The sequence below is a fragment of the Streptomyces sp. AHA2 genome, from assembly GCF_036857595.1.
In the GTDB taxonomy this organism is placed as follows: domain Bacteria; phylum Actinomycetota; class Actinomycetes; order Streptomycetales; family Streptomycetaceae; genus Streptomyces.
On the sequence record NZ_JAUQWJ010000013.1, the window covers coordinates 71,369 to 96,706 of the forward strand.

At 72.7% G+C, this 25,338-nt stretch carries 19 protein-coding genes and 1 tRNA gene; 8 read left to right on the top strand and 12 right to left on the bottom strand.

What is annotated here, in order from left to right; all coding sequences use genetic code 11:
- Positions 1 to 44 precede the first annotated feature (44 nt).
- The 7 genes from Q5694_RS24550 to Q5694_RS24580 all read right to left on the bottom strand — a co-directional run bounded on the left by Q5694_RS24550 (position 45) and on the right by Q5694_RS24580 (position 5,703).
- A complete protein-coding gene (locus Q5694_RS24550; protein ID WP_443040932.1) occupies positions 45 to 536 on the bottom strand; it encodes a hypothetical protein in 492 nt (163 codons plus the stop codon).
- A gap of 54 nt (positions 537 to 590) precedes the next feature.
- Positions 591 to 1,193, bottom strand: a complete 603-nt coding sequence (gene pth / locus Q5694_RS24555) for an aminoacyl-tRNA hydrolase (RefSeq protein ID WP_333935468.1) — start codon at positions 1,191 to 1,193, stop codon at positions 591 to 593.
- Positions 1,194 to 1,262: 69 nt separating this feature from the next.
- Entirely contained in the window at positions 1,263 to 1,859 is a 597-nt protein-coding gene (locus Q5694_RS24560) for a 50S ribosomal protein L25/general stress protein Ctc (RefSeq protein WP_333935469.1), read from the bottom strand.
- Between the two features lie 193 nt (positions 1,860 to 2,052).
- Positions 2,053 to 3,033: a ribose-phosphate diphosphokinase gene (locus tag Q5694_RS24565; RefSeq protein WP_333935471.1), complete on the bottom strand. Its 981-nt coding sequence runs from the start codon at positions 3,031 to 3,033 to the stop codon at positions 2,053 to 2,055.
- A 135-nt stretch (positions 3,034 to 3,168) separates the two neighbouring features.
- Positions 3,169 to 4,617: a bifunctional UDP-N-acetylglucosamine diphosphorylase/glucosamine-1-phosphate N-acetyltransferase GlmU gene (gene glmU / locus Q5694_RS24570; protein ID WP_333935473.1), complete on the bottom strand. Its 1,449-nt coding sequence runs from the start codon at positions 4,615 to 4,617 to the stop codon at positions 3,169 to 3,171.
- A gap of 133 nt (positions 4,618 to 4,750) precedes the next feature.
- Positions 4,751 to 4,821: transfer RNA gene (locus tag Q5694_RS24575), tRNA-Gln, on the bottom strand.
- Positions 4,807 to 5,703 carry a hypothetical protein gene (locus Q5694_RS24580; RefSeq protein ID WP_333935475.1) on the bottom strand — a complete coding sequence of 299 codons (897 nt, stop codon included), beginning with the start codon at positions 5,701 to 5,703 and terminating at the stop codon, positions 4,807 to 4,809. Before Q5694_RS24580 ends, Q5694_RS24575 begins: the two co-directional genes overlap by 15 nt.
- A gap of 167 nt (positions 5,704 to 5,870) precedes the next feature.
- Between Q5694_RS24580 and Q5694_RS24585 the strand changes: the two genes are divergently transcribed.
- Positions 5,871 to 7,169: a sensor histidine kinase gene (locus Q5694_RS24585; RefSeq protein WP_333935476.1), complete on the top strand. Its 1,299-nt coding sequence runs from the start codon at positions 5,871 to 5,873 to the stop codon at positions 7,167 to 7,169.
- 183 nt (positions 7,170 to 7,352) lie between these two features.
- Here Q5694_RS24585 and Q5694_RS24590 read toward each other — a convergent pair whose 3' ends face one another.
- Positions 7,353 to 7,847 carry an SUKH-3 domain-containing protein gene (locus tag Q5694_RS24590; protein ID WP_333935477.1) on the bottom strand — a complete coding sequence of 165 codons (495 nt, stop codon included), beginning with the start codon at positions 7,845 to 7,847 and terminating at the stop codon, positions 7,353 to 7,355.
- A gap of 94 nt (positions 7,848 to 7,941) precedes the next feature.
- Positions 7,942 to 8,517, bottom strand: a complete 576-nt coding sequence (locus Q5694_RS24595) for a YwqJ-related putative deaminase (protein WP_333935479.1) — start codon at positions 8,515 to 8,517, stop codon at positions 7,942 to 7,944.
- Positions 8,518 to 8,896: 379 nt separating this feature from the next.
- On the opposite strand from Q5694_RS24595, the gene Q5694_RS24600 reads away from it, so the two are divergent.
- The 3 genes from Q5694_RS24600 to Q5694_RS24610 all read left to right on the top strand — a co-directional run bounded on the left by Q5694_RS24600 (position 8,897) and on the right by Q5694_RS24610 (position 14,060).
- Entirely contained in the window at positions 8,897 to 9,931 is a 1,035-nt protein-coding gene (locus Q5694_RS24600) for an SMI1/KNR4 family protein (RefSeq protein ID WP_333935480.1), read from the top strand.
- 7 nt (positions 9,932 to 9,938) lie between these two features.
- Positions 9,939 to 12,935 (top strand): SUKH-4 family immunity protein, encoded by a 2,997-nt coding sequence (locus Q5694_RS24605; RefSeq protein ID WP_333935481.1) that lies wholly within the window; start codon positions 9,939 to 9,941, stop codon positions 12,933 to 12,935.
- A gap of 240 nt (positions 12,936 to 13,175) precedes the next feature.
- Positions 13,176 to 14,060: a cellulose-binding protein gene (locus Q5694_RS24610; protein ID WP_333935482.1), complete on the top strand. Its 885-nt coding sequence runs from the start codon at positions 13,176 to 13,178 to the stop codon at positions 14,058 to 14,060.
- A gap of 223 nt (positions 14,061 to 14,283) precedes the next feature.
- Here the strand turns inward: Q5694_RS24610 and Q5694_RS24615 are convergent, their stop codons facing one another.
- Positions 14,284 to 14,814, bottom strand: coding sequence for a GNAT family N-acetyltransferase (locus Q5694_RS24615; protein ID WP_333935483.1), 531 nt, complete (start codon positions 14,812 to 14,814; stop codon positions 14,284 to 14,286).
- A 20-nt stretch (positions 14,815 to 14,834) separates the two neighbouring features.
- Positions 14,835 to 16,328 (bottom strand): MFS transporter, encoded by a 1,494-nt coding sequence (locus tag Q5694_RS24620; protein ID WP_333935484.1) that lies wholly within the window; start codon positions 16,326 to 16,328, stop codon positions 14,835 to 14,837.
- A 441-nt stretch (positions 16,329 to 16,769) separates the two neighbouring features.
- Here Q5694_RS24620 and Q5694_RS24625 point away from each other — a divergent pair, with 441 nt between their 5' ends.
- The 3 genes from Q5694_RS24625 to mfd all read left to right on the top strand — a co-directional run bounded on the left by Q5694_RS24625 (position 16,770) and on the right by mfd (position 24,003).
- Positions 16,770 to 17,558, top strand: coding sequence for an ABC transporter ATP-binding protein (locus Q5694_RS24625; protein ID WP_333935485.1), 789 nt, complete (start codon positions 16,770 to 16,772; stop codon positions 17,556 to 17,558).
- Positions 17,555 to 20,134 carry an ABC transporter permease gene (locus Q5694_RS24630; RefSeq protein WP_333935486.1) on the top strand — a complete coding sequence of 860 codons (2,580 nt, stop codon included), beginning with the start codon at positions 17,555 to 17,557 and terminating at the stop codon, positions 20,132 to 20,134. The genes Q5694_RS24625 and Q5694_RS24630 overlap by 4 nt, the downstream gene beginning before the upstream one ends.
- A 335-nt stretch (positions 20,135 to 20,469) precedes the next feature.
- Positions 20,470 to 24,003 (top strand): transcription-repair coupling factor, encoded by a 3,534-nt coding sequence (mfd, locus tag Q5694_RS24635; protein ID WP_333935488.1) that lies wholly within the window; start codon positions 20,470 to 20,472, stop codon positions 24,001 to 24,003.
- Positions 24,004 to 24,178: 175 nt separating this feature from the next.
- Here the strand turns inward: mfd and Q5694_RS24640 are convergent, their stop codons facing one another.
- The gene (locus Q5694_RS24640; RefSeq protein ID WP_333935489.1) at positions 24,179 to 24,364 is read right to left on the bottom strand and encodes an antitoxin; all 186 of its coding nucleotides are present in this window, start codon (positions 24,362 to 24,364) and stop codon (positions 24,179 to 24,181) included.
- A gap of 162 nt (positions 24,365 to 24,526) precedes the next feature.
- On the opposite strand from Q5694_RS24640, the gene Q5694_RS24645 reads away from it, so the two are divergent.
- Positions 24,527 to 25,303: an HNH endonuclease family protein gene (locus tag Q5694_RS24645; RefSeq protein ID WP_333935490.1), complete on the top strand. Its 777-nt coding sequence runs from the start codon at positions 24,527 to 24,529 to the stop codon at positions 25,301 to 25,303.
- The last annotated feature ends 35 nt before the right edge of the window (positions 25,304 to 25,338 follow it).

The window sequence follows — 25,338 nt, forward strand, 5'->3', positions numbered from 1 at the left end:
CGCACCCGGTGCGCCACGACCTCACACCGGCGGCGGGCAGCACCTCACACCGACACGAAAGCCGCCGTCAGCAACGCCACCCCCGACACCGCCAGCACCCACGCCGCCCGCGACCGCAGCAGACCCCCCGCCACCACCACCGACGCCAGCAGCAACGCGCCGCCCAGCGGGATCCACGCGTACAGCACCCCGGCCGGACCCGAACGCACCGCGTCCTCACCACCCGGCTTCAGCACCACCGCGTACGTCCGGCCCTGCTCCACCGCGACCGACTTCTCCAGCACCACCCGCGACCGCGGCTGCGACCCCGCCGAGAGCGGCGTGTACCGGCCCGAGCACGTGTCCTGGCCGCACCGCGTGACCTCGACCGTCCCCTGCTCCCGGCCCTTCGTCAGCATCACGTGGTGCGCCGTCCCCCACGACGCCCACACCCCCGCCACCAGGATCAGCACCGCCACCGCGCCCATCACGGCGAACCGCCCGAACCGCAGCGCGACGGCCGACACCGGACGGGAGGGCGTGGCATGGGCAGGCATGGCCGGGATCATTGGCCATGCCTGAACAGCCCGTCAACCTCGCCGGGTGACAAGTCAGGAGTTGTACGTACTCTGCGCCCGCTCCAGACCGTCGATCACCAGACACTCCACCGCGTCCGCCGCCCGGTCCACGAAGTAGTCCAGCTCCTTGCGCTCCGCCGACGAGAAGTCCCTGAGCACGAAATCCGCCACCTGCATCCGCCCCGGCGGCCGCCCGATCCCGAACCGCACCCGGTGATAGTCCGCACCGAACGCCTTCGTCATCGACTTCAGCCCGTTGTGCCCGTTGTCCCCGCCGCCCAGCTTCAGCCGCAGCACCCCGTAGTCGATGTCCAGCTCGTCGTGGACCGCCACCACATGCGCAACCGGCACCTTGTAGAAGTCCCGCAGCGCGTTCACCGGCCCGCCCGACAGGTTCATGTACGACATCGGCTTCGCCAGCACCACCCGCCGGCCCGCCGGCCCCGGCGGCCCGATCCGCCCCTCGACCACCTGCGCCTGCGCCTTCCCGGCCCGCTTGAACCTCCCCCCGATCCGCTCGGCCAGCAGATCGGCCACCATGAAGCCCACGTTGTGCCGGTTCCCCGCGTACTCCGGCCCCGGGTTGCCCAACCCCACGATCAGCCACGGCGCGGCCGCATCGGTCGTCACGTCCATGTCTCCTTCATACGCGTCGGCCGCTGCCCCGCACGGGAACAGCGGCCGACGAAACGACGACGCAGAGGATCAGGCCTGGGCGGCCTCGTCCTCGGCGGACTCCTCGCCCTCCGGGGCCTCCTCGGCCTGCGCGGCCAGGACCTGCAGGACGACGGCGTCCTCCTCGACGGCCAGCGTCGTGCCCTTGGGCAGCTCGATGTCCTTGGCGAGGATCGAGGCACCGGCCTCCAGGCCCTCCACGGACACGGTCACCGACTCGGGGATGTGCGTGGCCTCGGCCTCGACCGGAAGCGCGTTCAGGACGTGCTCCAGCAGGTTGCCGCCCGGAGCCAGCTCACCCTCGGTCTGCACCGGGATCTCCACCGTGACCTTCTCGCCACGCTGGACCAGCTGCAGGTCCACGTGCTCCAGGAAGCCCTTCAGCGGGTCGCGCTGCACGGACTTCGGGATCGCCAGCTCGTTCGACTTGCCGTCGATGTCCAGCGCGATCAGCACGTTCGGCGTACGCAGCGCCAGCAGCAGCGCGTGACCCGGCAGGGTCAGGTGGATCGGGTCCGAACCGTGCCCGTACAGCACGCCGGGAACCTTGTCCTCACGACGGATACGGCGGGCGGCACCCTTGCCGAACTCGGTGCGCGTCTCGGCGGCGATCTTCACCTCGGACATGATCACTCCTCATAGTCAGAAACGGACGTGGTCACCCGGCCACGAACGGCCTGCTACGAAGAGCGCGTCGATAACGGACCGCCGCATCCCGCAACGAACGGGAACGGCCTCCCTCGCCGAGCAACTGCAGCAGTCTACTCGGCAGGGGAGGCCGCACCCAAAACGATCTCTACAGCGATCCCGTCGGCGATCTCTACTGCTCGTCGAACAGGCTCGTCACCGAACCGTCCTCGAACACCTCACGCACGGCCCTGGCGATCGTCGGCGCGATCGACAGCACCGAGATCTTGTCCATGTCACCGCTCAGCTCGCCCGGCGTCGGCAGCGTGTTCGTGAACACGAACTCGCTCACCCGCGAGTTCTTCAGCCGGTCCGCGGCCGGACCCGACAGCACACCGTGCGTCGCCGTCACGATCACGTCCTCCGCACCGTGCGCGAACAGCGCGTCCGCCGCGGCACAGATCGTCCCACCCGTGTCGATCATGTCGTCCACCAGGACGCACACGCGACCCTTCACCTCACCCACGACCTCGTGGACGGTGACCTGGTTCGCGACGTCCTTGTCCCGGCGCTTGTGCACGATCGCCAGCGGCGCGCCCAGCCGGTCGCACCAGCGGTCGGCCACCCGCACACGGCCCGCGTCCGGAGACACCACCGTCAGCTTCTCCCGGTCCACCTTCCGGCCCACGTAGTCCGCCAGCAGCGGCAGCGCGAACAGATGGTCCACCGGACCGTCGAAGAAGCCCTGGATCTGGTCCGTGTGCAGATCCACGGTCAGGATCCGGTCCGCACCCGCGGTCTTCATCATGTCCGCGATCAGACGCGCCGAGATCGGTTCACGCCCGCGGTGCTTCTTGTCCTGCCGCGCGTAACCGTAGAACGGCACGATGACCGTGATGGAGCGGGCCGACGCACGCTTCAGCGCGTCGATCATGATCAGCTGCTCCATGATCCACTTGTTGATCGGAGCCGTGTGGCTCTGGATCAGGAAGCAGTCGGCACCACGCGCCGACTCCTGATAACGCACATAGATCTCACCGTTCGCGAAGTCGAAGGCCTTCGTCGGGACGACCCCGACACCCAACTGCTGGGCGACCTCCTCGGCAAGCTCGGGGTGGGCGCGGCCGGAGAAGAACATCAACTTCTTCTCGCCGGTCGTCTTGATCCCGGTCACAGCACTGTCTCCTCAGAGGTGTCGCAGCTGGGTGTCGAGAGACCTCGCAGCCGGCTTGCCGGAGGCCGTCTCAGCTGGTGGGGGTGCGGGTGTGCACTTATCACCGTACGCCGTGTTTGAGGCATCGGTTTCCGGTCAGCCCTCCTCGGCCGACCCCCGGGAAGCCGCCTCCGCCGCCTTCGCGGCCGCGCTCCCCGGACGCTTGCGAGCCACCCAACCCTCGATATTCCGCTGCTGACCACGGGCCACGGCCAGGGAACCCGCCGGCACGTCCTTCGTGATCACGGACCCCGCAGCGGTGTACGCACCGTCCCCCACCGTGACAGGCGCCACAAACATGTTGTCCGAGCCCGTACGGCAATGCGAGCCGATGGTCGTGTGGTGCTTCTCCTGGCCGTCGTAGTTCACGAACACGCTCGCGGCACCGATGTTCGTGTACTCGCCGATCGTCGCGTCACCGACGTACGACAGGTGGGGCACCTTCGTCCCCTCGCCGATCGAGGCGTTCTTCGTCTCCACGTACGTCCCGATCTTGCCCTTCGCCCCCAGCCGCGTCCCCGGGCGCAGGTACGCGTACGGCCCCACCGAAGCGCCCGCACCCACCTCGGCGCCCTCGGCCACCGTGTTGTCCACGCGCGCGCCGGCACCCACCCGGGTGTCGGTCAGCCGTGTGTGGGGCCCGACCTCCGCGCCCTCGCCGAGATGCGTCGAGCCGTGCAGCTGCGTGCCGGGGTGGACGACGGCGTCCTGCTCGAACGTCACGGTGACGTCGACGAAGGTCGTCGCCGGATCGACGACGGTCACCCCCGCGAGCATCGCCTCGGTCAGCAGCCGGTCGTTCAGGATCCGGCGGGCCTCCGACAACTGCACGCGGTTGTTGATGCCGGCGATCTCACGGTGGTCACCGGCCACCGACGCACCGACCCGGTGCCCGGCCTCCCGCAGGATCCCCAGGACGTCCGTCAGGTACTCCTCGCCTTGGCTGTTGTCCGTGCGCACCTTCTTCAGCGCGTCGGCCAGCAACTGGCCGTCGAACGCGAACACTCCCGAGTTGATCTCCCGGATCGACCGCTGGGCCTCGGTGGCGTCCTTGTGCTCGACGATCGCGGTGACGGCACCCGTGGCCTCGTCCCGCACGATCCGGCCGTAACCCGTCGCGTCCGGCACCTCCGCCGTCAGCACGGTCACGGCGTTGCCGTCCGCGGAGTGCGTCCCGGCGAGCGCCCGCAGCGTCGCGCCGGTCAGCAGGGGGGTGTCCCCGCACACGACCACGACCGTCCCGTCGACCGAGCCGCCCAGCTCCTCCAGGCCCATCCGCACGGCGTGCCCCGTGCCGTTCTGCTCGGCCTGTACGGCGGTGCGGACGCCGGGCGCGATCTCGCCCAGGTGCGCGGTGACCTTCTCCCGCGCGTGCCCGACCACGACGACCAGGTGCTCGGGGTCCAGCTCGCCCGCGGCGGCGAGGACGTGCCCGACGAGACTGCGACCGCAGAGCTCGTGCAGGACCTTGGGTGTGGCCGACTTCATACGGGTGCCCTCACCCGCTGCGAGAACGACGACGGCTGCCGGGCGGTTGGCGCTCACGGGATGCCCTTCGGCTGTGGATGGGGTGGGGTGTCATCCGCAGGATACCGGGGGGTTTTCTCGCCGACATGAGGGCGGGCCCTGACCGGCGTGACATCGGTCAGGACCCGAACGCACTCGTGTCTGTCGTGGGCTCCCGGAGAAGGATTCGAACCCTCATTCAACGGACCAAAACCGTTTGTCCTGCCCTTAGACGATCCGGGATGGAATGCGCGCTACGTCCGATCTCATGGGTCGGCTGCGTGCGGACTCCACTATGCCGTACCAGGAGCCCTCGATGCGACGGTACAGATCGGCACCCTTCAGGACTTTGAGGGCCAGGCAGCCCCGATAGGAATCGCCCGTGTTCTTGCGGCGGGTCTTCGGGTTGTGCCTCTTCAGGGTCGTCTTGTGGAATGCGGTTTCCGGGGCGCCGACAACTTCGGCCCAGTACCGTTCCGCGCCTTTGACGTCGGCCGATTCGTGAATCATCACCGCGAACCGCAGCCGGTCCCGCTCCACCCCGAGCAGGTCGAGCCAGGCGAGGAACACCTCGATCATGCCGGGGTCGCTGTTGACGAAGCAGACGTTCTCACGGCGGTCGTACGGCTTGTCCTTGGCGCCCTCGGCCCAGTAGAGGCCGACGCCCAGCAGGAACAGCTCGCGCGGCGACAGCGCACCCACGGCCTGCCGGGCCGCCGTCTTCGTGTGCTGCCGTTCCTCGTCCCGCCGGCGCATGGTGGCCTCCCAGCCTCGCCGTGCGATGGCGGACGCTTCCTCGGGGGTCCGCTTGCGTTCCGGCTTCGGCAGGTCCCGCACCCACAAGGAGATCGAACTCTTCGAGCAACCCAACTCGACCTGGATCCGGTCGTACGTCCAGCCCTGCAGGCGCAGCTCCCTGGCCCGTGCCCGGAGGTCGTCCTTGGCGTTCGGGCGTTTGGTCCAGGCGGGCGGGGGTTCGCCCTCCAGCAGCCGATTGAGGATGTCGTTGTTGTCGACGTGCAGTCGGTCGCGGATCTGCCGCCTGCTCAGCCCTTCGCGGCGCAGCGCCACCGCTTTCTCGCGCAGGGTCTCGAAGTCGTCGTACTTGTCCGCTGCATGTGCCATACGCATACCGTCCGGGCGGAATGGAAGGTTCCGGGGTCGAACGGTGAGCGATTCAGCAGTTCGAGGGATATCGGGTGGTTTCGCGGCTGAACGGTCACCCGGTGTGGTGTGGCCCAGTACGGGAAACTCAGCGGAAAACCGGCGGGGGGCGCCCGTAGGCTGGGGGCATGACCGCGACGGGGGAAGACCATGTGACGGCCCGGGGAGGGCCGTTGTGGTGGGCCAGGCGGCGCAGTGCCGTGTTCGACGTGAGTCTGGCCGTGGTGTCCGCGCTGGAGTGCGCGCTGGAGGGGATCCCGTTCGCGAGGGACGCCGGGATTCCGGTGGCGGCGGGGGTCGTCTTCGGTGTGCTGGCCGGTTCCGTCCTGGTGGTGCGCCGGCGGTGGCCGATCGCGGTCGTGCTGGTGGCCATCGCGATCACGCCCGCCGAGATGGGCCTGATGATGGGCGTCGTCGGCCTGTACACGCTGGCCGCGGCCGAGCTGCCCCGGCGGATCATCGCCTCGCTGGCGGGGATGTCCCTGGTGGGGACGCTCATCGTGACGTTCGTGAAGACGCGGCAGGACATGGCGCGCGGGGATCTGCAGATCGGTGACTGGTTCGTGCCGTTCGCGGCGGTCACGATGTCGCTGGGCTTCACGGCGCCCCCGGTGCTGCTGGGTCTGTACGTGGGGGCGCGGCGCCGGCTGATGGAGAGCTTGCGGGAGCGTGCGGACAGTCTGGAGCGGGAGCTTCAGCTGCTGGCGGAGCGGGCGGAGGAGCGGGCCGAGTGGGCCCGGAACGAGGAGCGGACGCGGATCGCGCGGGAGATGCACGACGTGGTCGCGCACCGGGTGAGTCTGATGGTGGTGCATGCGGCGGCGCTGCAGGCGGTGGCCCGTAAGGACCCGGAGAAGGCGGTGCGGAACGCCGCGCTGGTGGGGGACATGGGCCGGCAGGCGCTGACCGAGTTGCGGGAGATGCTCGGGGTGCTGCGCAGCGGTGGGGACGAGCGGCGTGAGCGGGCGGCGTCGGTGCCGTTGGCGGCGGTGGGGGCCGCGGCGGCTGCGGCGGCGTCGCGGGCGGCGGACGACGACGGGCCGTGCCTGGCGGAGATCGAGGAGCTGGTGGGGCAGTCGGCCGCGGCGGGGATGGTGGTCGATCTGTCGGTGGAGGGGGACGCGCGGTCGTACGCGCCGGTGGTGGAGCAGACGGCGTACCGGGTGGTGCAGGAGGCGTTGACGAACGTCCACAAGCACGCGGCGGGGGCGAAGACGTACGTGCGGCTGGCGCATCGGGTGTCGGAGATCGCGATGCAGGTGGAGAACGAGCCGCCCGAGGCGGCGGCGTCGTCGGCGCGGCTGCCGTCCGGGGGGAACGGGCTGGTGGGGATGAAGGAGCGGGTGTCGGCGCTGGGCGGGGTGTTCGTGTCGGGGCCGACGGACGCGGGGGGTTTCCGGGTGTCGGCGGTGATTCCGGCCTCGTAGGGGCGCGTCCGTCAGTCGTGGGAGCGCGTCCGTCAGGTGCGGCCCCTGGTGGGCGAGGCGCCGCTGGACGGGCTCGGCGCCGCACGGCTCCTGGCCGGCCGGGGTGGTCGGTGCCCGGTGCGTCCCCGGTCCGGGGGCGTCGGTGCCGGGGTGGTCGGGGCCGGGGGGTGTGGCTGTTCCGGGTCAGTGGGTGGTGAGGCGGGCGGGTGCGGTGCCGGCGATGAGGGTGGCCAGGGCCTGGTCGATGTCGGTGCCGAGGTACCAGTCGCCGGTGTGGTCGAGGGTGTAGACGCGGCCGTCGGTGTCGATGGCGAGGAGGGCCTGGGTGTCGGTCTCGGCGCCCAGGGGGCTGACCTCGGTGTCGAGGGCCCGGCCGAGGTCGCCGAGGGTGCGGGCCATGTGGAGGCCGTGCAGCGGGTCGAGGTGGAGGGCGGCGGGGGCGACCTGGCGGCCGGGGCCGGTGGGGGTGATGTGCAGTCCGCCGAACTCGGCCCAGGCTTCGACGGCGGCGGGGAAGACGGCGTGGCGGTGGCCCGCGGGGGAGACGTGGTCGCGCAGGGCGTCGGCCCAGATCTCGGCTTGTTTGATGTCCCAGCGTCCGGGTTGCCAGCCGGCGGCGCGCAGGGCGGCGTCGACGGGTACGGCGAAGCGGGTGGTGGAGGTGCGGTCGGTGTGCATCTGCCTTTGTCTCGTCGAGGTGACGGGGTGGTGCGTGCCGGGTGCGCCGGGGTGTGTGGTGGGGTGGCGGGGGCCGCCTGGGCCCGCGGGCGCGTCAGGCGTTCTGGTCGGCGGTGTCGACTATGCGGACGCCGAAGTGGGCGCTGAGGGCGGTGCAGGCGCGGCAGGGGGTGGCGAAGCTGCCGTGGAGGGGGTCGCCGTCCTCGCGGATGCGGCGGGCGGTGAGTTTGGCGTGCTTGAGGGCTTTGCGGGCTTCGCCGTTGGTCATGGGTTTGCGTGCGGCGCGTTTGCTGCGGGCGGCGTCGGCGGCGGCGATGTGGCGGGAGATGAGGATGGTCTCGGCGCAGCGTCCGGTGAAGCGGTCGCGCTGGGCGCTGGTGAGGGTGTCGAGGAAGTCCTGGACGAGGGGGTGCAGGGCGGGGGGTGTGTCGCCGCGGGCGGCGGTGCCGGTGAGGGTGGTGCCGCGGACGGAGAGGGCGGCGGCGACGGTGGGGAGGATGCCGTCGCGGCGGTGGCGCAGGACGGGGGCGTGGCCCGTTCCGGTGGCGCTCCAGCCGATGCGGGGGTCGCCGCCGTGGGGGTCGGCGGGGTGCGGGATGCCGCCCCGCGGGTCGCCTTCGCGGTGGCCGGCGGGCCTGCCGGTGTGTGGTCCCGTCTGTGTCGCGTTCATGATCGTATTCCCCTCCGTGCATCCCCCCGGGTGGTCACAGACTGCCAAATGCCGTGGCCGGTGCGGAAGCTGGGGCGGGACGACACGCCCGGAGCGGGGTGTGTCGTGACGGCAGGGTGACGGGGGGTCACGGGCGCGCCGGGGGGCGGCGGCCGGTGCCGGTGACCGGTGCCGTCGTACCGCATAGGCTGTCGGCACCGCGGTCGATGCGGTGATCCGTTCGGGGTTCGATGCAGTGAACCGGAAGGGTGATCCGCGGGGGCCGGGGACGTAGTGACGTGCAGGAAGTCGCATCAGCAGACGTGACAGTCGATACGGGCCGTAGTGCGCCAAGGGTGGTCAATACGGGTCGTACAGAGTGCCGCAGGGGGCAACCGCCATGACGACAGGTCGGCTCGGGCTGGGGGCGCCTCCCGGCCGCCAGGCCGGGGGACACGCAGCGCCGCCGAACGCGGCCTACGCCGGGCAGGTCGTGCATTTCCCGGATCCGGTCCGGGCGGCCCGTCACCCGAGAGGGGTACGGGTCGACGAGCGTGGTTACCCCGACTTCTCGCCCTACGCGCGTGCGGCCGCGGAGATCGCGGAGCCGCCGGAGGGTTTCGGTGTGGACGAGTTGCGGCTGACGGACTACGTGTCGGCGAACACGGCGCTGGCGGCGTCGGGTCACGAGTTGTGGGACACGGTGCCGGCGGTGGCGACGCCGCACGGCTGGACGTGGCACCACGTGGTGGACACGCGGCGGCTGGAGCTGGTTCCGGTCGAGGTGAAGGCGCTGCTGCGGCATCACGGCGGGGTGGCGACGTCGGGTGTGGACCAGTCCAAGCGGGGGACGCGGCCGTTGCAGGAGACGCGTCCGGCGCACTTCGGGCTGCCGAAGTCGGGTGTGGCGGTGACCGAGTCGCAGGTGCAGGGTGTCGAGGAGGACCTCGGGTACCGGCTGCCGGGTGCGTACCGGTCGTTCCTGAAGGCGGCGGGCGGTTGTGCGCCGGTGGGAGTGGCGCTGGACGCGGAGCTGGGGCTGCTGGTGGACCAGCCGTTCTTCACGGTGCGCGACGAGGCGGCGGTCAACGACCTGGTGTACGTGAACAAGTGCCTGCGTGACCATCTGACCAAGGACTATCTGGGTGTCTCGTTCGTCCAGGGCGGGCTGCTCGCGGTGAAGGTGAAGGGCGAGCGGATCGGCTCGGTGTGGTTCTGCGCCTACGACGACGCGCGGGACGTGGATCCGTCGCTGCCGCCGGCGGAGCGGGTGGAGCGGCTGCTGCTGCCGTGCGGGGACGATTTCGACGACTTCCTGTCGCGGCTGGCGGGCAGTCCGCCGGAGTTGGAGACGGTGGCGGACCTGATGGTGGACGGCGGGTTCGCGCGTGAGGTGCCGGTGGGCGCGGTGTCGTCCCCGGCGGTGGGGGAGTGACTCGGCGATGGTGACCTTCGCACAGGCGCAGGAGCGCGCCGAGGAGTGGATCAACGGGGACGTGCCGTCGTACCAGCACCGTGAGGTGCGGGTGCGGGAGTTCGGCCTCGGGTTCGTGGTGTGGGCCGAGGACCGTGCGGACGGGCCGCGCTCCGACGGGGGCGGGCAGCGGCTGGTGATCGCGCGGGACAGCGGTGAGGCGACGCTGTGGCCCGGGTTGCCGGTGGGCGAGGTGATCCGCCGGTACGAGGAGGAGTACGGCCGTGCCGACGCGGCGCCCGAGCCGGCTCCGGCGGCGCCCGCGCGCGTGGACCTGAACCAGACGTCGTTCCTGCTGACTCCGCCGGAGTGGTTGCAGGAGGCGGCGGACCGGATGGGCATTCCGGACCGGCGGGGCGGTGGGGCGTCGGCCGGCTCCGGGGCCACCGCCGGTGCGGTGGCGGGCGCTGCTTCCGAGCCCGGGAATCCTTCCGGGCCCGGGAATCCTTCCGGGCCCGGGACTGCTCCGGGGCCGGGGCCGGGGCCGGACGCGGGTGCGGTCGCTGCCGCGACCGCCGGGGCCGCGTCCCCGCCGGCGTCCGACGCCGGGCCCGCCGCACCGCCGGAGCCCGCCGACGCCCCGCCCGCCGCCGCGCAGGGGGCACCCGCCGCGCCCGGGAGCGGTACGGCGTGGCCGGCGGCCGGGGGCGGCGACGTGCGGACCGATATGGGCCCGTCCGGGGCGGCGGGAGCGCCGGAGGCGCCGGCCGGGGCGACGCCCTGGGCCGGTACGGACACCAACGCCGACGCGGGTGAGGACCGTTCGGTGCCGCTGCCCGCGACGGTGTTCGCGCCGCCGTTGAGCGGGACCGACGAGGAGGCGCCGCCCCCGTCGGCGGCGCCCGAGGCCCGCACGACCTTGATGTCGGGCGGCAGCCGGCTGCCGCCGACGGCGGTCTCGCCGGCGATCGGCGGCCCGAACGCGCCGGGTGCGGGTGCTTCCGGCGGTCCCGCGTACGGGTACCCGGCCGGGCCGGGCGCCGGACCGGCCACCTCCGGCGGACCCGCAGCCACCTCCGGCGGACCCGCAGCTCCCGGTGCGCCGCAGGGGACGCCGCCGGGCGGGGTGCCGCACGGGAGCACGCCTCCGCCTGCGCCCGCGGCGGGCGGGGCGCCGTACGCCGACGCGCAGGGTCCTGCCGGGTCCCCGCCCGGGCGGCCGCTCGTGCCGCACGCCGGGGACATCGCCGACGCGGCGACCGGCAAGGCGGCCCCGCCGCCGGGCCGCGGCCGGGGCAACGGCCCGTCCACACCGCCCCCGCCGGGCGCCCCGGGTACGCCGGGTGCGCGGCCGGGCGGTACCGCCGCACCGTCGGGTCCCGGCGCTCCGGGTGCGCCCGGTGGCGCGTACGTGCCGACGCAGATGGTGTCGGCGCTGGGCCCGGAGGGACCGCGGACACCGGCGGGTTCGGCGCCCGGCGGCCCCGGTGGTTCTTCGGGCGCAGGGTCCGCGCAGGGCCCGGGGGTGCCGCAGCCCCCGCAGCAGCCGCCGGGCGCGCCCGGCGCCCCGCAGCCGCCCGGTGCCCCCGGGGGTACGCCCCCCGGCGGTGTCCACCACGCGGCCACGATGCTGGCCGACCCGGGCCGGACGGGCCCGGGAGCGCCGCAGCCGCCCGGGCCTCCCGGTGCGCCGGGAGGACTGGGAGGCCACGGAGGACCCGGCGCGCCGGGGGCGCCCCAACATCCGGGTGCCCCGCACCGGCCCGGCGTTCCGCACCCCCCTGCCGCTCCGGGCGCTCCGGGCGGTCCGGGTGTCCCGGGCGGTCCGGGTCCCGTGCACCACGCGGAGACCGTGCTGGCCGCACCCCCGGTGGGCGGCCCCGGCGTGCCTCCGCCCCCGCAGGCCCCCGGCGCGCCGCCCGCGGCCCCGGGTGCGCCCGGCGCTCCGCCGATGCCGCACGGGGCGATGCCGCCCGGCGTGCTGCCCCCGTCCGGCCAGCCGGTGCCCGGGCCCTCGCAGGGTTACGGCTATCCGCAGCAGCCGGCCGGGCAGCCGACGGTCGGTCCGGGCTACCAGGCCGTGCTGCGCTACCGCGCGCAGGACGGTTCCGAGCAGCAGCTGATCCGGCGTTCGGCGCCGGGCACGCCGCACCCGGAGTGGCAGATCTTCCACGAGCTGCGGGCCATGAACGTGCCCCCGGACCAGGTGCTGGAGCTGCACACGGAGCTGGAGTCGTGCGAGCTGCCGGGTGCCTACTGTGCGCGGATGATCCGCGAGCAGTGGCCGCAGGCGCGGATCGCGTCCATCGCGCCCTACGGCACGGACCACGCGAGCCGCCAGCAGGGCATGCGGCAACTGCTCGCCCACCAGGGGGAGTTGCACCAGGTGGCGGACGGTCCCGCGCGTCCGGCGCCGGTGCGTGCCCCGCTGCCGCCGGTGCAGGCGGCGCCGCCCATCCCGCCGGAGGCCGTCGCGCAGGAGCTGGCAGCCGCGTTCGGGCCGGGGGTGTTCCGGTTCGAGCAGGCCGCCGTGTCCCGGCAGGGGGTGCCGCCGGTCGTGGCGCACACCCTGGTGGTGGCCGGTCTGCCGCTGGACATGGGCCCGTTCTTCTGGGCGCAGGCCCAGCCCGGGCGGCCCGTTCCGACGCTGGCGGAGCTGGCGGCCGAGCGTGGTGTGCAGCCGGCCGCGGACGCCGGCTCCTACCTGGTGATGGGCAGTGACTTCGGCAAGGCGATCTGCGTCCAGTACGGCACGGCGAACATCGTGGCGGTGCCGGTGGAGGCCGGGCCGGGCGGTGCGCCCGTACCGCCGCAGTTCGTGAACACCGGGCTGCCGGAGTTCGCGCGGTGCCTGGCGTTGCTGGGGCGGATGTGGCGGCTCAGGTTCGGGCTGAACCAGGAGCAGGCGGGCCGCTGGACCGTCGATTTCCAGGCCCAGTTGGCCGCGCTGGACCCGGCGGCGCTGGGGTCGCCGGAGAGCTGGTGGTCGGTGCTCCTGGAGCAGATGTGGGACGGGTTGCTGTGAGGCGCCGTCACCGCTGAGGTGCGCAGAGGGAGCCGGGTCCGGTCGCGCGGTGCGACGGGCCCGGCTCTTTCGTGTCTGCGCCGGGGGTGTTCGCGTCCGGCCGTCGCACCGTCTACGGTCCCGTGACCTCGATGCGGAGTGTCGCGTTATGCACCGTTATGGCCGATCCACCAAGATGTGCGCGGAACAGGCATATGCCGCGTCGGGCGTCGTGTCCGTGTGGTGGAGAGGGGTCCCAGGATGAGGAGCGCACCGGTGTCGCCGCACGGCTTCCGGGCCGTGCGGGGGCGCGGCTACCGTCCCGAGCAGGCCGACGCGTACGCCGAGGCCCTCTGTGCCGACCGTGACGCGTCCTGGGAGCGGGCCGCCCGGCTGACGGTGCTCGCCCGGCGGATGGACGAGGAGCTGGCGCGGCTGCGGCACGCCGTGGCGCGACTGGTGCCGCAGTCCTACGGGTCGCTCGGGGAGCGGGCGCGGCGGCTCTTCGCCCTCGGGCAGCAGGAGGCCGCCGCGGTCCGCGAGGGAGCGCGGCGAGAGGCGCACCAACGCGTCGACGGGGCGCGGGAGTCGGCGGACGGTGTGCGGGGCGGGGCGCAGGCGTACGCCGATGCGGTGCGCGCCGAGGCCGACGAGCGGGCCCGGCAGCGGCTGCTCGCGGCCCGTGCGGAGGCCGACGGGATCCTGGGCGCGGCCCGGCGGGAGGCGGACGGGCGACGCGGCGAGGCGCGGGCCGCGCTGCGGGAGATGCGGCAGCGCACCGCCGGGATGCTCGCCGAGCAGGAGAAGGAACGGGCCGAGCGGTGGGCCGGGACGGAGCGTGCGGAGGCCGCTTGCGCGGCGGGGCTGGAGGCGGACGGCTCGGAGGCGGTGGCGCGTGCCGAGAGCGCGCTGTCGGCGGCGAAGCGGGCTCTCGCGGAGGCGGAGGAGGAGGCCCGGCGGCTGGAGGAGGAGGCACGCGCCTGTGCCGCGGCGACGGTGGAGCGGGCCCGTGAGCGGGCCGCGGCGCTGGAGGAGGAGACGGAGCGGGTGCTGTGCGAGCACGCGCGGCAGGGGGACGCCGTCCGTGAGCACATCGACCGCGTCCACACCCGCCTGACGGCGTGGGCGGGCCGGGCGGCGCAGTGACCGGCCCGGTGACCGACGGGTCTCCGGCCGGCCGCGGGCTTCGCCGAAGGTGACACGGCATCCGGCGGGCCACCGCGCTCCCTTCCCCCTCGACGGGATGCGGCACGGCGGCCCCTCCGGCCCGCCGCGCCGTCCGGTTCCGTCGTCCTTGCGTCCCGCACCCGCCAGGATCAGGTCCTCGGCCGCTTTCCGGGCGAGCCGGTGCCGTCCGCGACCTCGGGTGTCACCCGCGGTGACCGTCCCGTCCGGGCGCCGGGGGCGGCGTGGAGCCCAGGTCCCGGCGCTCGTGACGCAGTCCGGGCCGGCCGCCCACCTCGGCCTCGCCCACGCACAGGAAGCCGTTGCGGGCCAGGACGCTCTGCGACGCGAGGTTGTCACACGTCGTCAGCGCCGTGAGGGTCCGCAGCCCGTATGCGGCGGCGGCCAGCCGGCACACCTGGGCGACCGCCGCCGTCGCCACGCCGCGGCCCGCCGCCCGTTCGCCCACCCGGTAGCCGAGTTCGGCGTTGCCGTCCGCCAGGTTCAGCAGGTTCACCCGCCCGACCACGTCCCCCTGCTCGAGGACGACGTGGAAGCGGGACGCTCCCGCGTGCTGCTCGGCCAGCAGCGCCCGGTGCCGCGCGGCGAAGCCCTCGGAAGTGAAGTAGGCGTCGCCGCGGTCCGGGATCGTACGGGCGAAGTACGCGCGGTTCTCCCGCTCGAAGGCCAGCAACGCGTCCGCGTGATCCGCCGTCAGCGGTTCCAAGGTCACCATGGCCGCGAGCGTAGGGGAGCTCAGTCCTTGAGCACCGGGAATTTCCGCGGGGCCAGGAGCAGCAGCACCGCGAACGCCAGTGCGGCGGCCCCCGCCGCGCCCAGGTACACGGCGTGCACCGCGTCGGCGATGGCCCGCCGGGTCGCCTCGGGCGCCACGCCCGCGTCCAGTGCCCTGGTGACCGAGTCGAGGTCGCCGGAGCCGCCGAGCCGGGCGGCCAGCACCCCGTTGGCGACCGCGCCGAAGACCGCCGCGCCGATCGTCTGGCCCGTCTGACGGCAGAACAGCACCGAGGCGGTCGTCGTGCCGCGCTCGGCCCAGCCCACCGTCGACTGCACCCCGACGATGAGCGGCAGCTGGAACAGGCCCAGCGCGGCCCCGAGCAGCAGCATCAGCACGGTGGGCTGCCAGGCGTGCCCGGGGTAGGGCAGGAACGGGAACGCGAACAGGATCAGGGCGGCCGCCCCGATGCCCAGCATCGCGGTGTCGCGGAAGCCGATCCGCCGGTACACGTGCTGGCTGAGCGCGGCCGACACCGGCCAGCTCAGCGTCCACACGGACAGCACGAACCCGGCCGCGACGGGTGCGAGGCCCAGCACCGACTGCGCGTACGTGGGCAGGAAGACCGTCGGCGCGACCATCAGCAGGCCGAGCGCGCCCAGGGCCAGGTTGACCGCGGCGATCGTCCGGCGCCGCCACGCCCACCCCGGGATGATCGGGTCCGCGGCCCGGCGCTCCACCAGCACCACCACCACGGCCAGGGCGAGTCCCGCGCCGAACAGGCCGAGCGAGGGCGCCGACAGCCACGGCCACGCCACCCCGCCCTGCACCAGAGCCGTCAGCAGCACGCCGCCGCAGGCGAAGACCGCCAGTGCGCCCGCCCAGTCCACGCGTGCGCGGGGCACCGGCTCCCGCTCGGGCTCGTGCAGGTGACGCACGATCAGCCACAGCGCGACCGCGCCGATCGGCAGGTTGATCAGGAAGATCCACCGCCAGTCCGCGTACGCGGCCAGTACTCCGCCCAGGCCCGGGCCGGCGACCGCGGACACCGCCCACACCGTCGACAGCTTCGACTGGATCTTCGGACGGTCCTTCAGCGGATACAGATCGGCGGCGAGGGTCTGCACGGTGCCCTGCAGCGCGCCGCCGCCCAGGCCCTGCACGACGCGGAAGGCGATGAGCGCCCCCATGTTCCAGGCCAGCGCGCACAGCAGGGACCCCAGCAGGAACAGCACCGAGCCCGCGACCAGGACGGGTTTGCGGCCGAAGGTGTCGGAGAGCCTGCCGTAGACGGGCAGGGTGACGGTCACGGCCAGCAGATAGCCGGAGAACAGCCAGGAGAACACGGAGAACCCGCCGAGGTCCCCCACGATCTGCGGGACGGCGGTGGACACGACGGTCGCGTCGAGCGCCGCCAGCGCCATCGACAGCATCAGGGCCGCCACGACGGCCGACCTCCGCCGGTCCGCCGCGGGCGCCGCCGTCTCACGCGCCGCGGAACTGGTGCTCCCCACCCCGGATCCTCCCCCTCGACTCCGCCTGCCCCTTGCACCTATCTGCCGCCGGACAGCTTCCCACTTGACCCTGACGTCGCGGGAGGGTGGAACCTGGGTGAGCCGACGGACGGAGCCGACCCTGAGACGGCCTCCACCCCACGGTGGACTGCCCCTAGGGGTACCTCCGTACTACGACCTGGGGAGGGTTCGTACCGACGGAGGACGAGAGGGGCGGGGGCCCGTCCTTAACCTGGCTTTACGCCGCCGGGGGGCGGTGGGCACACCGGCGGGGGTGGGGTTTTCCTCAGCAAAAGACTGCGCTGGACACCAGGGCGCAGGACCCCCTCCCGCCACGAGACTTGGCACACGTCGGACGGACCGCCCGGCCCGGCACCGCACCAGCGGCCGCCGGCCCGGCGACCGCCTTCACCATCTGCTGACCGATATAGGAGACATACCGTGACTTCGGCTGTGACCATTCCCAGGCACGGGGGTACTGGAGGGCGTACGGCCGTTGCCGCGCGGGCGCGGCAGGTCGTGAAGGCGTACGGGTCCGGTGAGACCCGGGTCGTCGCCCTCGACCACGTCGACGTGGACATCGCACGCGGCCAGTTCACCGCGATCATGGGCCCCTCGGGCTCCGGCAAGTCCACGCTGATGCACTGCCTCGCCGGGCTCGACACCGTCACCGGCGGGCAGATCTACCTCGACGAGACCGAGATCACCGGTCTCAAGGACAAGAGGCTGACGCAGCTGCGCCGGGACCGGATCGGGTTCATCTTCCAGGCGTTCAACCTGCTGCCGACCCTCAACGCCATCGAGAACATCACGCTGCCCATGGACATCGCGGGCCGCAAGCCCGACCAGGCGTGGCTGACGCGGGTGGTGGAGACCGTGGGCCTGGCCGACCGGCTCAAGCACCGGCCGACCCAGCTCTCCGGCGGCCAGCAGCAGCGCGTCGCCGTGGCCCGGGCCCTCGCCGCCCGGCCCGAGATCATCTTCGGCGACGAGCCGACCGGCAACCTCGACTCGCGCGCCGGCGCCGAGGTCCTCGGCTTCCTGCGCCGCTCGGTCGACGAACTGGGCCAGACCATCGTCATGGTCACCCACGACCCGGTCGCCGCCAGCTACGCGGACCGCGTGCTCTACCTCGCCGACGGCCGCATCGTCGACGAGATGCTCAAGCCCACGGCCGAGGCCGTCCTGGACCGCATGAAGGACTTCGACGCCCGGGGGCGCACGTCATGACCGTCATGAAGACCTCGATGCGCAACTTCGTCGCGCACAAGGGGCGCATGGCCCTGTCGGCGATCGCCGTCCTGCTGTCCGTCGCCTTCGTCTGCGGCACGCTCGTCTTCACGGACACCATGTCCACCACGTTCGACAAGCTGTTCGCGGCCACCTCCTCCGACGTGACGGTGAGTGCCAAGGGAGCCTCCGACAGCGGTGAGACCACCGCCGACAACGGCAAGCCGCCGGTCATCCCGGCCTCGGTGCTCGGCGAGGTCCGCACGGCCCAGGGCGTGAAGTCCGCCGAGGGCACCGTCTTCTCCACCTCGGTGACGGTCGTCGACGCCGACAAGGACAGCCTGTCGCCCTCCAGCGGCGCCCCGACCGTCGTGGGCAGCTGGAACCGCAACGACGCCCGCACCATGAAGATCACCTCCGGTGCGGCGCCCCGGGGCGCCGACCAGATCATGGTCGACGCCGACACCGCCGACAAGCACGGCCTGAAGCTCGGCGACGAGATCGCCGTGCTCACCGCCGTCGGCAACCACACCGCGAAGATCTCCGGCATCGCCGACTTCACCGTCACCAACCCCGGTGCCGCGATCTTCTACCTCGACACCAGGACCGCCCAGCAGGCCCTGGTCGGCGAGACCGGCGTCTACACCAACGTCAACGTCACCGCGGCCACCGGCGTCAGCGACGCGCAGCTGAAGAAGAACGTCGCGGCCGAACTCGGCAGCGGCTACCAGGTCAAGACGGCCAAGGAGACCGCCGACGCCAACCAGAAGGACGTCGAGGGCTTCATGAACGTCATGAAGTACGCGATGCTCGGCTTCGCCGGGATCGCCTTCCTCGTCGGCATCTTCCTGATCATCAACACCTTCTCCATGCTGGTCGCCCAGCGCACCCGCGAGATCGGCCTGATGCGGGCCATCGGCTCCTCGCGCAAGCAGGTCAACCGCTCCGTGCTCGCCGAGGCGCTGCTGCTCGGCCTCGTCGGCTCGCTGCTCGGCGTCGGCGCGGGCGTCGGCCTCGCCGTCGGCCTGATGAAGCTCATGGGCCAGATGGGCATGGAGCTGTCCACCGACGACCTCACCGTGGCCTGGACGACCCCCGTGGTCGGTCTCGTCCTCGGCGTCGTCGTCACCGTGCTCGCCGCCTACCTGCCCGCCCGCCGGGCCGGGAAGATCTCCCCGATGGCCGCCCTGCGCGACGCGGGAGCCCCGGCCGACGCCAAGGCCGGCTGGATCCGCGGCGTCATCGGCACCGTCCTGACCGGCGCGGGCGTCTTCGGCCTCTACCTGGCCTCCGCCGCCGACAAGGCCACCGAGGGGTCGCTCTGGCTCGGCCTCGGCGTGGTGCTGTCGCTCATCGGCTTCGTGGTCGTCGGCCCGCTGCTCGCCGGTGCGGTGGTCCGCGTCCTCGGCGCGGTCCTGCTGCGCATGTTCGGCCCCGTCGGCCGCATGGCCGAGCGCAACGCCCTGCGCAACCCGCGCCGCACCGGCGCGACCGGCGCCGCCCTGATGATCGGCCTGGCCCTGGTCGCGTGCCTGTCCGTGGTCGGCTCCTCCATGGTGGCCTCCGCCACCGACCAGCTCGACAAGACCGTCGGCACGGACTTCATCATCCAGTCCGACAGCGGCCAGCTGATCAGCCCGCAGGCGGTCCAGGCCGTCAAGTCCGCCCCGGACCTGGAGCGGGTCACCGAGTACAAGTGGACCCAGGCCGACTTCACCACCCCCGACGGCAAGACCCTCAAGGACACCGCCATCACGGCGGCCGACCCCTCCTACGCGACCGACCTGCGCACCGAGACGGTCGCCGGCACGCTCACCGACGCCTACAAGCCCGACTCGATGTCGGTCCACGAGAAGTTCGCCAAGGACCACCGCATCACCCTCGGCTCCAAGGTGCGGGTGGCCTTCGAGGACGGCGAGACCGCCGACCTCACCGTCCGGGCGATCACCAGCAGCGACGTCGTGATCGACGCGGGCGCGATGTACACGTCCATCGCGACGATGGCCGAGTACGTCCCGGCCGACAAGATGCCGCTGGACACCCTGCTGTTCGCCTCGGCCGAGGAGGGCAAGCAGGACGCCGCCTACACGTCCCTGAAGTCGGCGCTGCACGACTACCCGCAGTACACGGTGCGCGACCAGACCGACTACAAGGAAGCCCTGAAGGACCAGATCGGCCAGCTGCTCAACATGATCTACGGCCTGCTGGCCCTGGCGATCATCGTCGCCGTCCTGGGCGTGGTGAACACCCTGGCCCTGTCCGTGGTGGAGCGCACCCGGGAGATCGGCCTGATGCGGGCGATCGGCCTCTCGCGCCGTCAGCTGCGCCGCATGATCCGCATGGAGTCGGTCGTCATCGCCCTCTTCGGCGCCCTGCTGGGCCTCGGCCTGGGCATGGGCTGGGGCGCCACGGCCCAGCAGTTGCTGGAGCTGGAGGGCCTGATGGTCCTGGACATCCCCTGGCCGACGATCATCGGCGTCTTCGTCGGCTCGGCGTTCGTGGGCCTGTTCGCGGCCCTGGTCCCGGCGTTCCGGGCGGGGCGGATGAACGTGCTGAACGCGATCGCGACGGAGTAGCGGACCGCCGCCGAGAACCACCGCACACGGGGGTTGCGGGGGACCCGGCGCCGGAGGTCCTGGACGGGACTTCCCGGCGCCGGGTGCTGTCACGACCGGCGTGCCCGGTTTCCTGTCCGGCCGCTCCGCGCGGCCGGGGGGCGCAGGTCCCGGGGGTCCGGAAGCCGCAGCCCCCCGGGCGGGCCAGGACACCGACGCCGAGCACCTCACCCCCGGGGGCGTCATCCACAGGCCCCGACGCCGAGCCGCGCAGCGACGTACGCTGGAGACCCCCGGCCCGCAGCGCGCGTCGGGCCCGTCGTGTTGCCCACCCCCCTGGACGGAAAAAGCCCCGAATGAGCCTGCACGGTCTGCTCGACGCCGTCACCAAGGACGCCGCCCTCGCGGAAGCGATCAGGGCCGCCGCCGACGGCAACCGCATGCACGTCGACCTGGTCGGCCCGCCGGCCGCCCGCCCCTTCACGGTCGCCGCCCTGGCCCGCGAGACGGGCCGCCCGGTCCTCGCGGTCACGGCGACCGGCCGCGAGGCGGAGGACCTGGCCGCCGCCCTGCGCTCCCTCCTGCCCCCCGAGGGCGTCGTGGAGTACCCGTCCTGGGAGACGCTCCCGCACGAACGGCTCAGCCCCCGCAGCGACACCGTCGGCCGCCGCCTGGCCGTGCTGCGCCGCCTGGCCCACCCACGCCCCGACGACCCCGAGACCGGCCCGGTCTCCGTCGTCGTGGCCCCTGTCCGCTCCGTCCTCCAGCCGCAGGTCAAGGGCCTGGGCGACCTGGAGCCGGTGGCGCTGCGGACCGGGCAGAGCGCCGATCTGAACGAGGTGGTGGAAGCCCTCGCGGCCGCCGCCTACGCGCGCGTGGAGCTGGTGGAGAAGCGCGGCGAGTTCGCCGTGCGCGGCGGCATCCTCGACGTGTTCCCGCCCACCGAGGAGCACCCCCTGCGCGTGGAGTTCTGGGGCGACGACGTCGAGGAGATCCGCTACTTCAAGGTCGCCGACCAGCGTTCCCTGGAAGTCGCCGAGCACGGCTTGTGGGCCCCGCCCTGCCGTGAGCTGCTGCTCACCGAGGACGTCCGCGAGCGGGCGCGCGCCCTGGCCGAGCGCCACCCCGAGCTGGGCGAGCTGCTCGGCAAGATCGCCGAGGGCATCGCCGTGGAGGGCATGGAGTCCCTGGCCCCCGTCCTCGTCGACGACATGGAGCTGCTGCTCGACGTGCTGCCCAAGGGCGCCATGGCCGTCGTCTGCGACCCCGAGCGGGTGCGCACGCGCGCGTCGGACCTGGTCGCCACCTCGCAGGAGTTCCTGCAGGCGTCCTGGGCGGCCACCGCGGGCGGCGGCGAGGCGCCCATCGACGTCGGCGCGGCCTCCCTGTGGTCCATCGCCGACGTCCGGGACCGCGCCCGCGAGCTGGACATGATGTGGTGGTCGGTGTCGCCGTTCGCCGCCGACGAGGAGCTCCACGGGGACACCCTCAAGCTCGGCATGCACGCCCCGGAGACCTACCGCGGGGACACCGCCAAGGCGCTCGCCGACACCAAGGGCTGGCTCGCCGACGGCTGGCGCGCGGTGTTCGTCACCGAGGGCCACGGCCCGGCCGCCCGTACGGTGGAGGTGCTCGGCGGCGAGGGCATCGCCGCCCGCCTGGACGGCGACCTCGGCGAGATCTCCCCGTCGGTCGTGCACGTGGCGTGCGGGTCGATCGACCACGGCTTCGTCGATCCGGCCCTCAGACTCGCCGTCCTCACCGAGACGGACCTGACCGGGCAGAAGGCCTCCGGCCGCGAGGGCGCCCGGATGCCGGCCCGCCGCCGCAAGACCATCGACCCGCTCACCCTGGAGCCGGGCGACCACATCGTCCACGAGCAGCACGGCGTGGGCCGCTACATCGAGATGGTCCAGCGCACCGTGCAGGGCGCCACCCGCGAGTACCTGGTCGTGGAGTACGCGCCCGCCAAGCGCGGCCAGCCCGGCGACCGGCTGTACATCCCCACCGACCAGCTGGAGCAGATCACCAAGTACGTCGGCGGCGAGGCGCCCACCCTGCACCGCCTGGGCGGCGCCGACTGGACGAAGACGAAGGCCCGCGCGAAGAAGGCCGTCAAGGAGATCGCCGCCGACCTCATCAAGCTCTACAGCGCGCGCATGGCCGCCCCCGGGCACGCCTTCGGGCCGGACACGCCCTGGCAGCGCGAACTGGAGGACGCCTTCCCCTACGCGGAGACGCCCGACCAGCTCACCACCATCGCCGAGGTCAAGGAGGACATGGAGAAGTCGATCCCCATGGACCGCCTGATCTGCGGCGACGTCGGCTACGGCAAGACCGAGATCGCGGTCCGGGCCGCCTTCAAGGCCGTCCAGGACGGCAAGCAGGTCGCCGTGCTGGTGCCGACGACCCTGCTGGTGCAGCAGCACTTCGGCACGTTCAGCGAGCGGTACGCGCAGTTCCCGGTGAACGTGAGGGCGCTGTCCCGCTTCCAGAGCGACACCGAGGCCAAGGCGGTCCTGGAGGGCCTGCGCGAGGGTTCGGTCGACATCGTCATCGGCACGCACCGGCTGTTCTCGTCCGAGACCAGGTTCAAGGACCTGGGCCTGGTCATCGTCGACGAGGAGCAGCGCTTCGGCGTCGAGCACAAGGAGCAGCTGAAGAAGCTGCGCGCGAACGTCGACGTGCTGACGATGTCCGCGACCCCGATCCCGAGGACGCTGGAGATGGCGGTCACCGGCATCCGCGAGATGTCGACGATCACCACACCGCCGGAGGAGCGCCACCCGGTGCTGACCTTCGTCGGCCCCTACGAGGAGAAGCAGATCGGCGCGGCCGTGCGCCGCGAACTGCTGCGCGAGGGCCAGGTCTTCTACATCCACAACCGGGTCGAGTCCATCGACCGGGCCGCCGCCCGCCTGCGCGAGATCGTCCCCGAGGCGCGCATCGCCACCGCGCACGGCCAGATGTCGGAGTCGGCGCTGGAGAAGGTCGTCGTCGACTTCTGGGAGAAGAAGTTCGACGTCCTGGTGTCCACGACGATCGTCGAGTCCGGCATCGACATCTCCAACGCCAACACCCTGATCGTCGAGCGCGGAGACAACTTCGGACTCTCGCAGCTGCACCAGCTGCGCGGCCGCGTGGGCCGGGGCCGCGAGCGCGGTTACGCCTACTTCCTCTACCCGCCGGAGAAGCCGCTGACGGAGACGGCCCACGAGCGCCTGGCCACCATCGCCCAGCACACGGAGATGGGCGCCGGCATGTACGTCGCCATGAAGGACCTGGAGATCCGCGGCGCGGGCAACCTCCTCGGCGGCGAGCAGTCCGGCCACATCGCGGGTGTCGGCTTCGACCTGTACGTGCGGATGGTCGGCGAGGCCGTCGCGGACTACCGGCGCCAGCTGGAGAGCGGCGAGATCGAGGAGGAGCCGCCGCTCGAGGTCAAGATCGAGCTGCCCGTCGACGCGCACGTCCCCCACGACTACGCGCCCGGCGAGCGACTGCGCCTGCAGGCGTACCGGGCCATCGCCTCCGCGAACTCGGAGGACGACATCAAGGCGGTCCGCGAGGAACTCGTCGACCGGTACGGCAAGATGCCCGAGCCGGTGGAGAACCTGCTGCTCGTGGCGGGGCTGCGGATGTTCGCGCGGGCGTGCGGCGTCGGCGAGATCGTGCTTCAGGGCACCAACGTCCGTTTCGCGCCGGTGGAGTTGCGCGAGTCGCAGGAGCTGCGGCTCAAGCGGCTCTACCCGGGGGCCGTCATCAAGCCGGCCGCCCACCAGGTCCTGGTGCCGCGCCCGAAGACGGCCAAGGTGGGCGGCAAGCCCCTGGTCGGCCGCGAACTCCTCGCCTGGGTCGGCGAGTTCCTCACGTCGGTGCTGGGATCCTGAGGAAGACCCCGTCGTCGGCGTCGGGCCCGGGCAAGGCCTGAGCCCGGCGCCACCCGTCCCCCTGCCCCCGGGCCCACCCGGCAGTTCCCCGACTCGGCGGCGGGTGCGCGAGGAAGCCGCCCGCTGGAGCGGCCCCGCAGGGTGTCTCAGCGGACGGCCTCCCGTCCCGGGGGCGTTACTGCTGCTCGGGCCGGTTCCGGTCGCGCTCCATGTCCAGCGCGCCCTCGCCGCGCTGCCGGCCGGAGTCGACCTGGTCCTCGTACGTGCCCCCGGTCCTCTCGTCGATCTGCTGTTCCGCGGTGCCGGAGCCTTGCCTGCCCCGGTTCCGCGCCTGGCTCTTGAACGTGTCGAAGATGCCCATCCGGCACTCCTTCCGGAGGTGACTCAGGGCCGACGATACGCGCGGCATGCGCCGTATGCCCCTTGTCACCCCCTGTGGTCTGTACCTCTGCCTCGCTACCGTGGGACCAGGCACGGGCCGCCCGTGCGCAGGCGGAACGAACAGGGCAGGGAGGGGCGCACGGTGAGGCGTCTGAGGGGTGGGGCGGCACTGGCTGTCGCGATGGTGTTCACCGGTGCGGCGCTGGCCGGCTGCGAAGGGCTCGCTCCTGCGCAGGACGGGAGCGGAGCCTCGGGCTCCGGGGCGCCTGCCGCCGGGGACGGCCGGGCGGTGAACCCGCTGGACAACCCGGACGGCACCGAGCCGGGACTCGCACCGGTCACCTCCGGTGCCGACCAGGCCGAGGCGCGCACCCTGATCGGGAAGGTGCGGACCAAGGGCCGCGGCCCGCGCACCGGTTACGAGCGCGACAAGTTCGGCTACGCCTGGATGGACTCGGCACCGCGCGAGGTCCCCTTCTCGCACAACGGCTGCGACTCGCGCAACGACCTCCTGAAGCGGGACGGCGACAAGCTCCGCTTCCGCTCGGGCTCGGACTGCGTCGTCGTCTCGCTGACGCTGCACGACCCCTACACCGGCAAGGTCATCGAGTGGAGGAAGTCCCGGGCCACCGAGGTGCAGATCGACCACGTCATGCCCCTGTCCTACGACTGGCAGATGGGCGCCTCGCGCTGGAGCAGGGACAAGCGGGAGGCGATCGCCAACGACCCGCTCAACCTGATGCCGGTGGACGGGCCGACCAACGGCTCCAAGGGAGACTCCGGCCCGGCGTCCTGGCTGCCGCCGGACAAGCGGATCCGCTGCGCCTACGCCGTGCGCTTCGCCCAGGTGTCCCTGAAGTACGACCTGCCCGTGACGGCACCGGACAAGGAGACGATGCTGAAGCAGTGCGGGGGATAGGACCCACGTCCCTTTCCGCACTCCTGACACGCGAA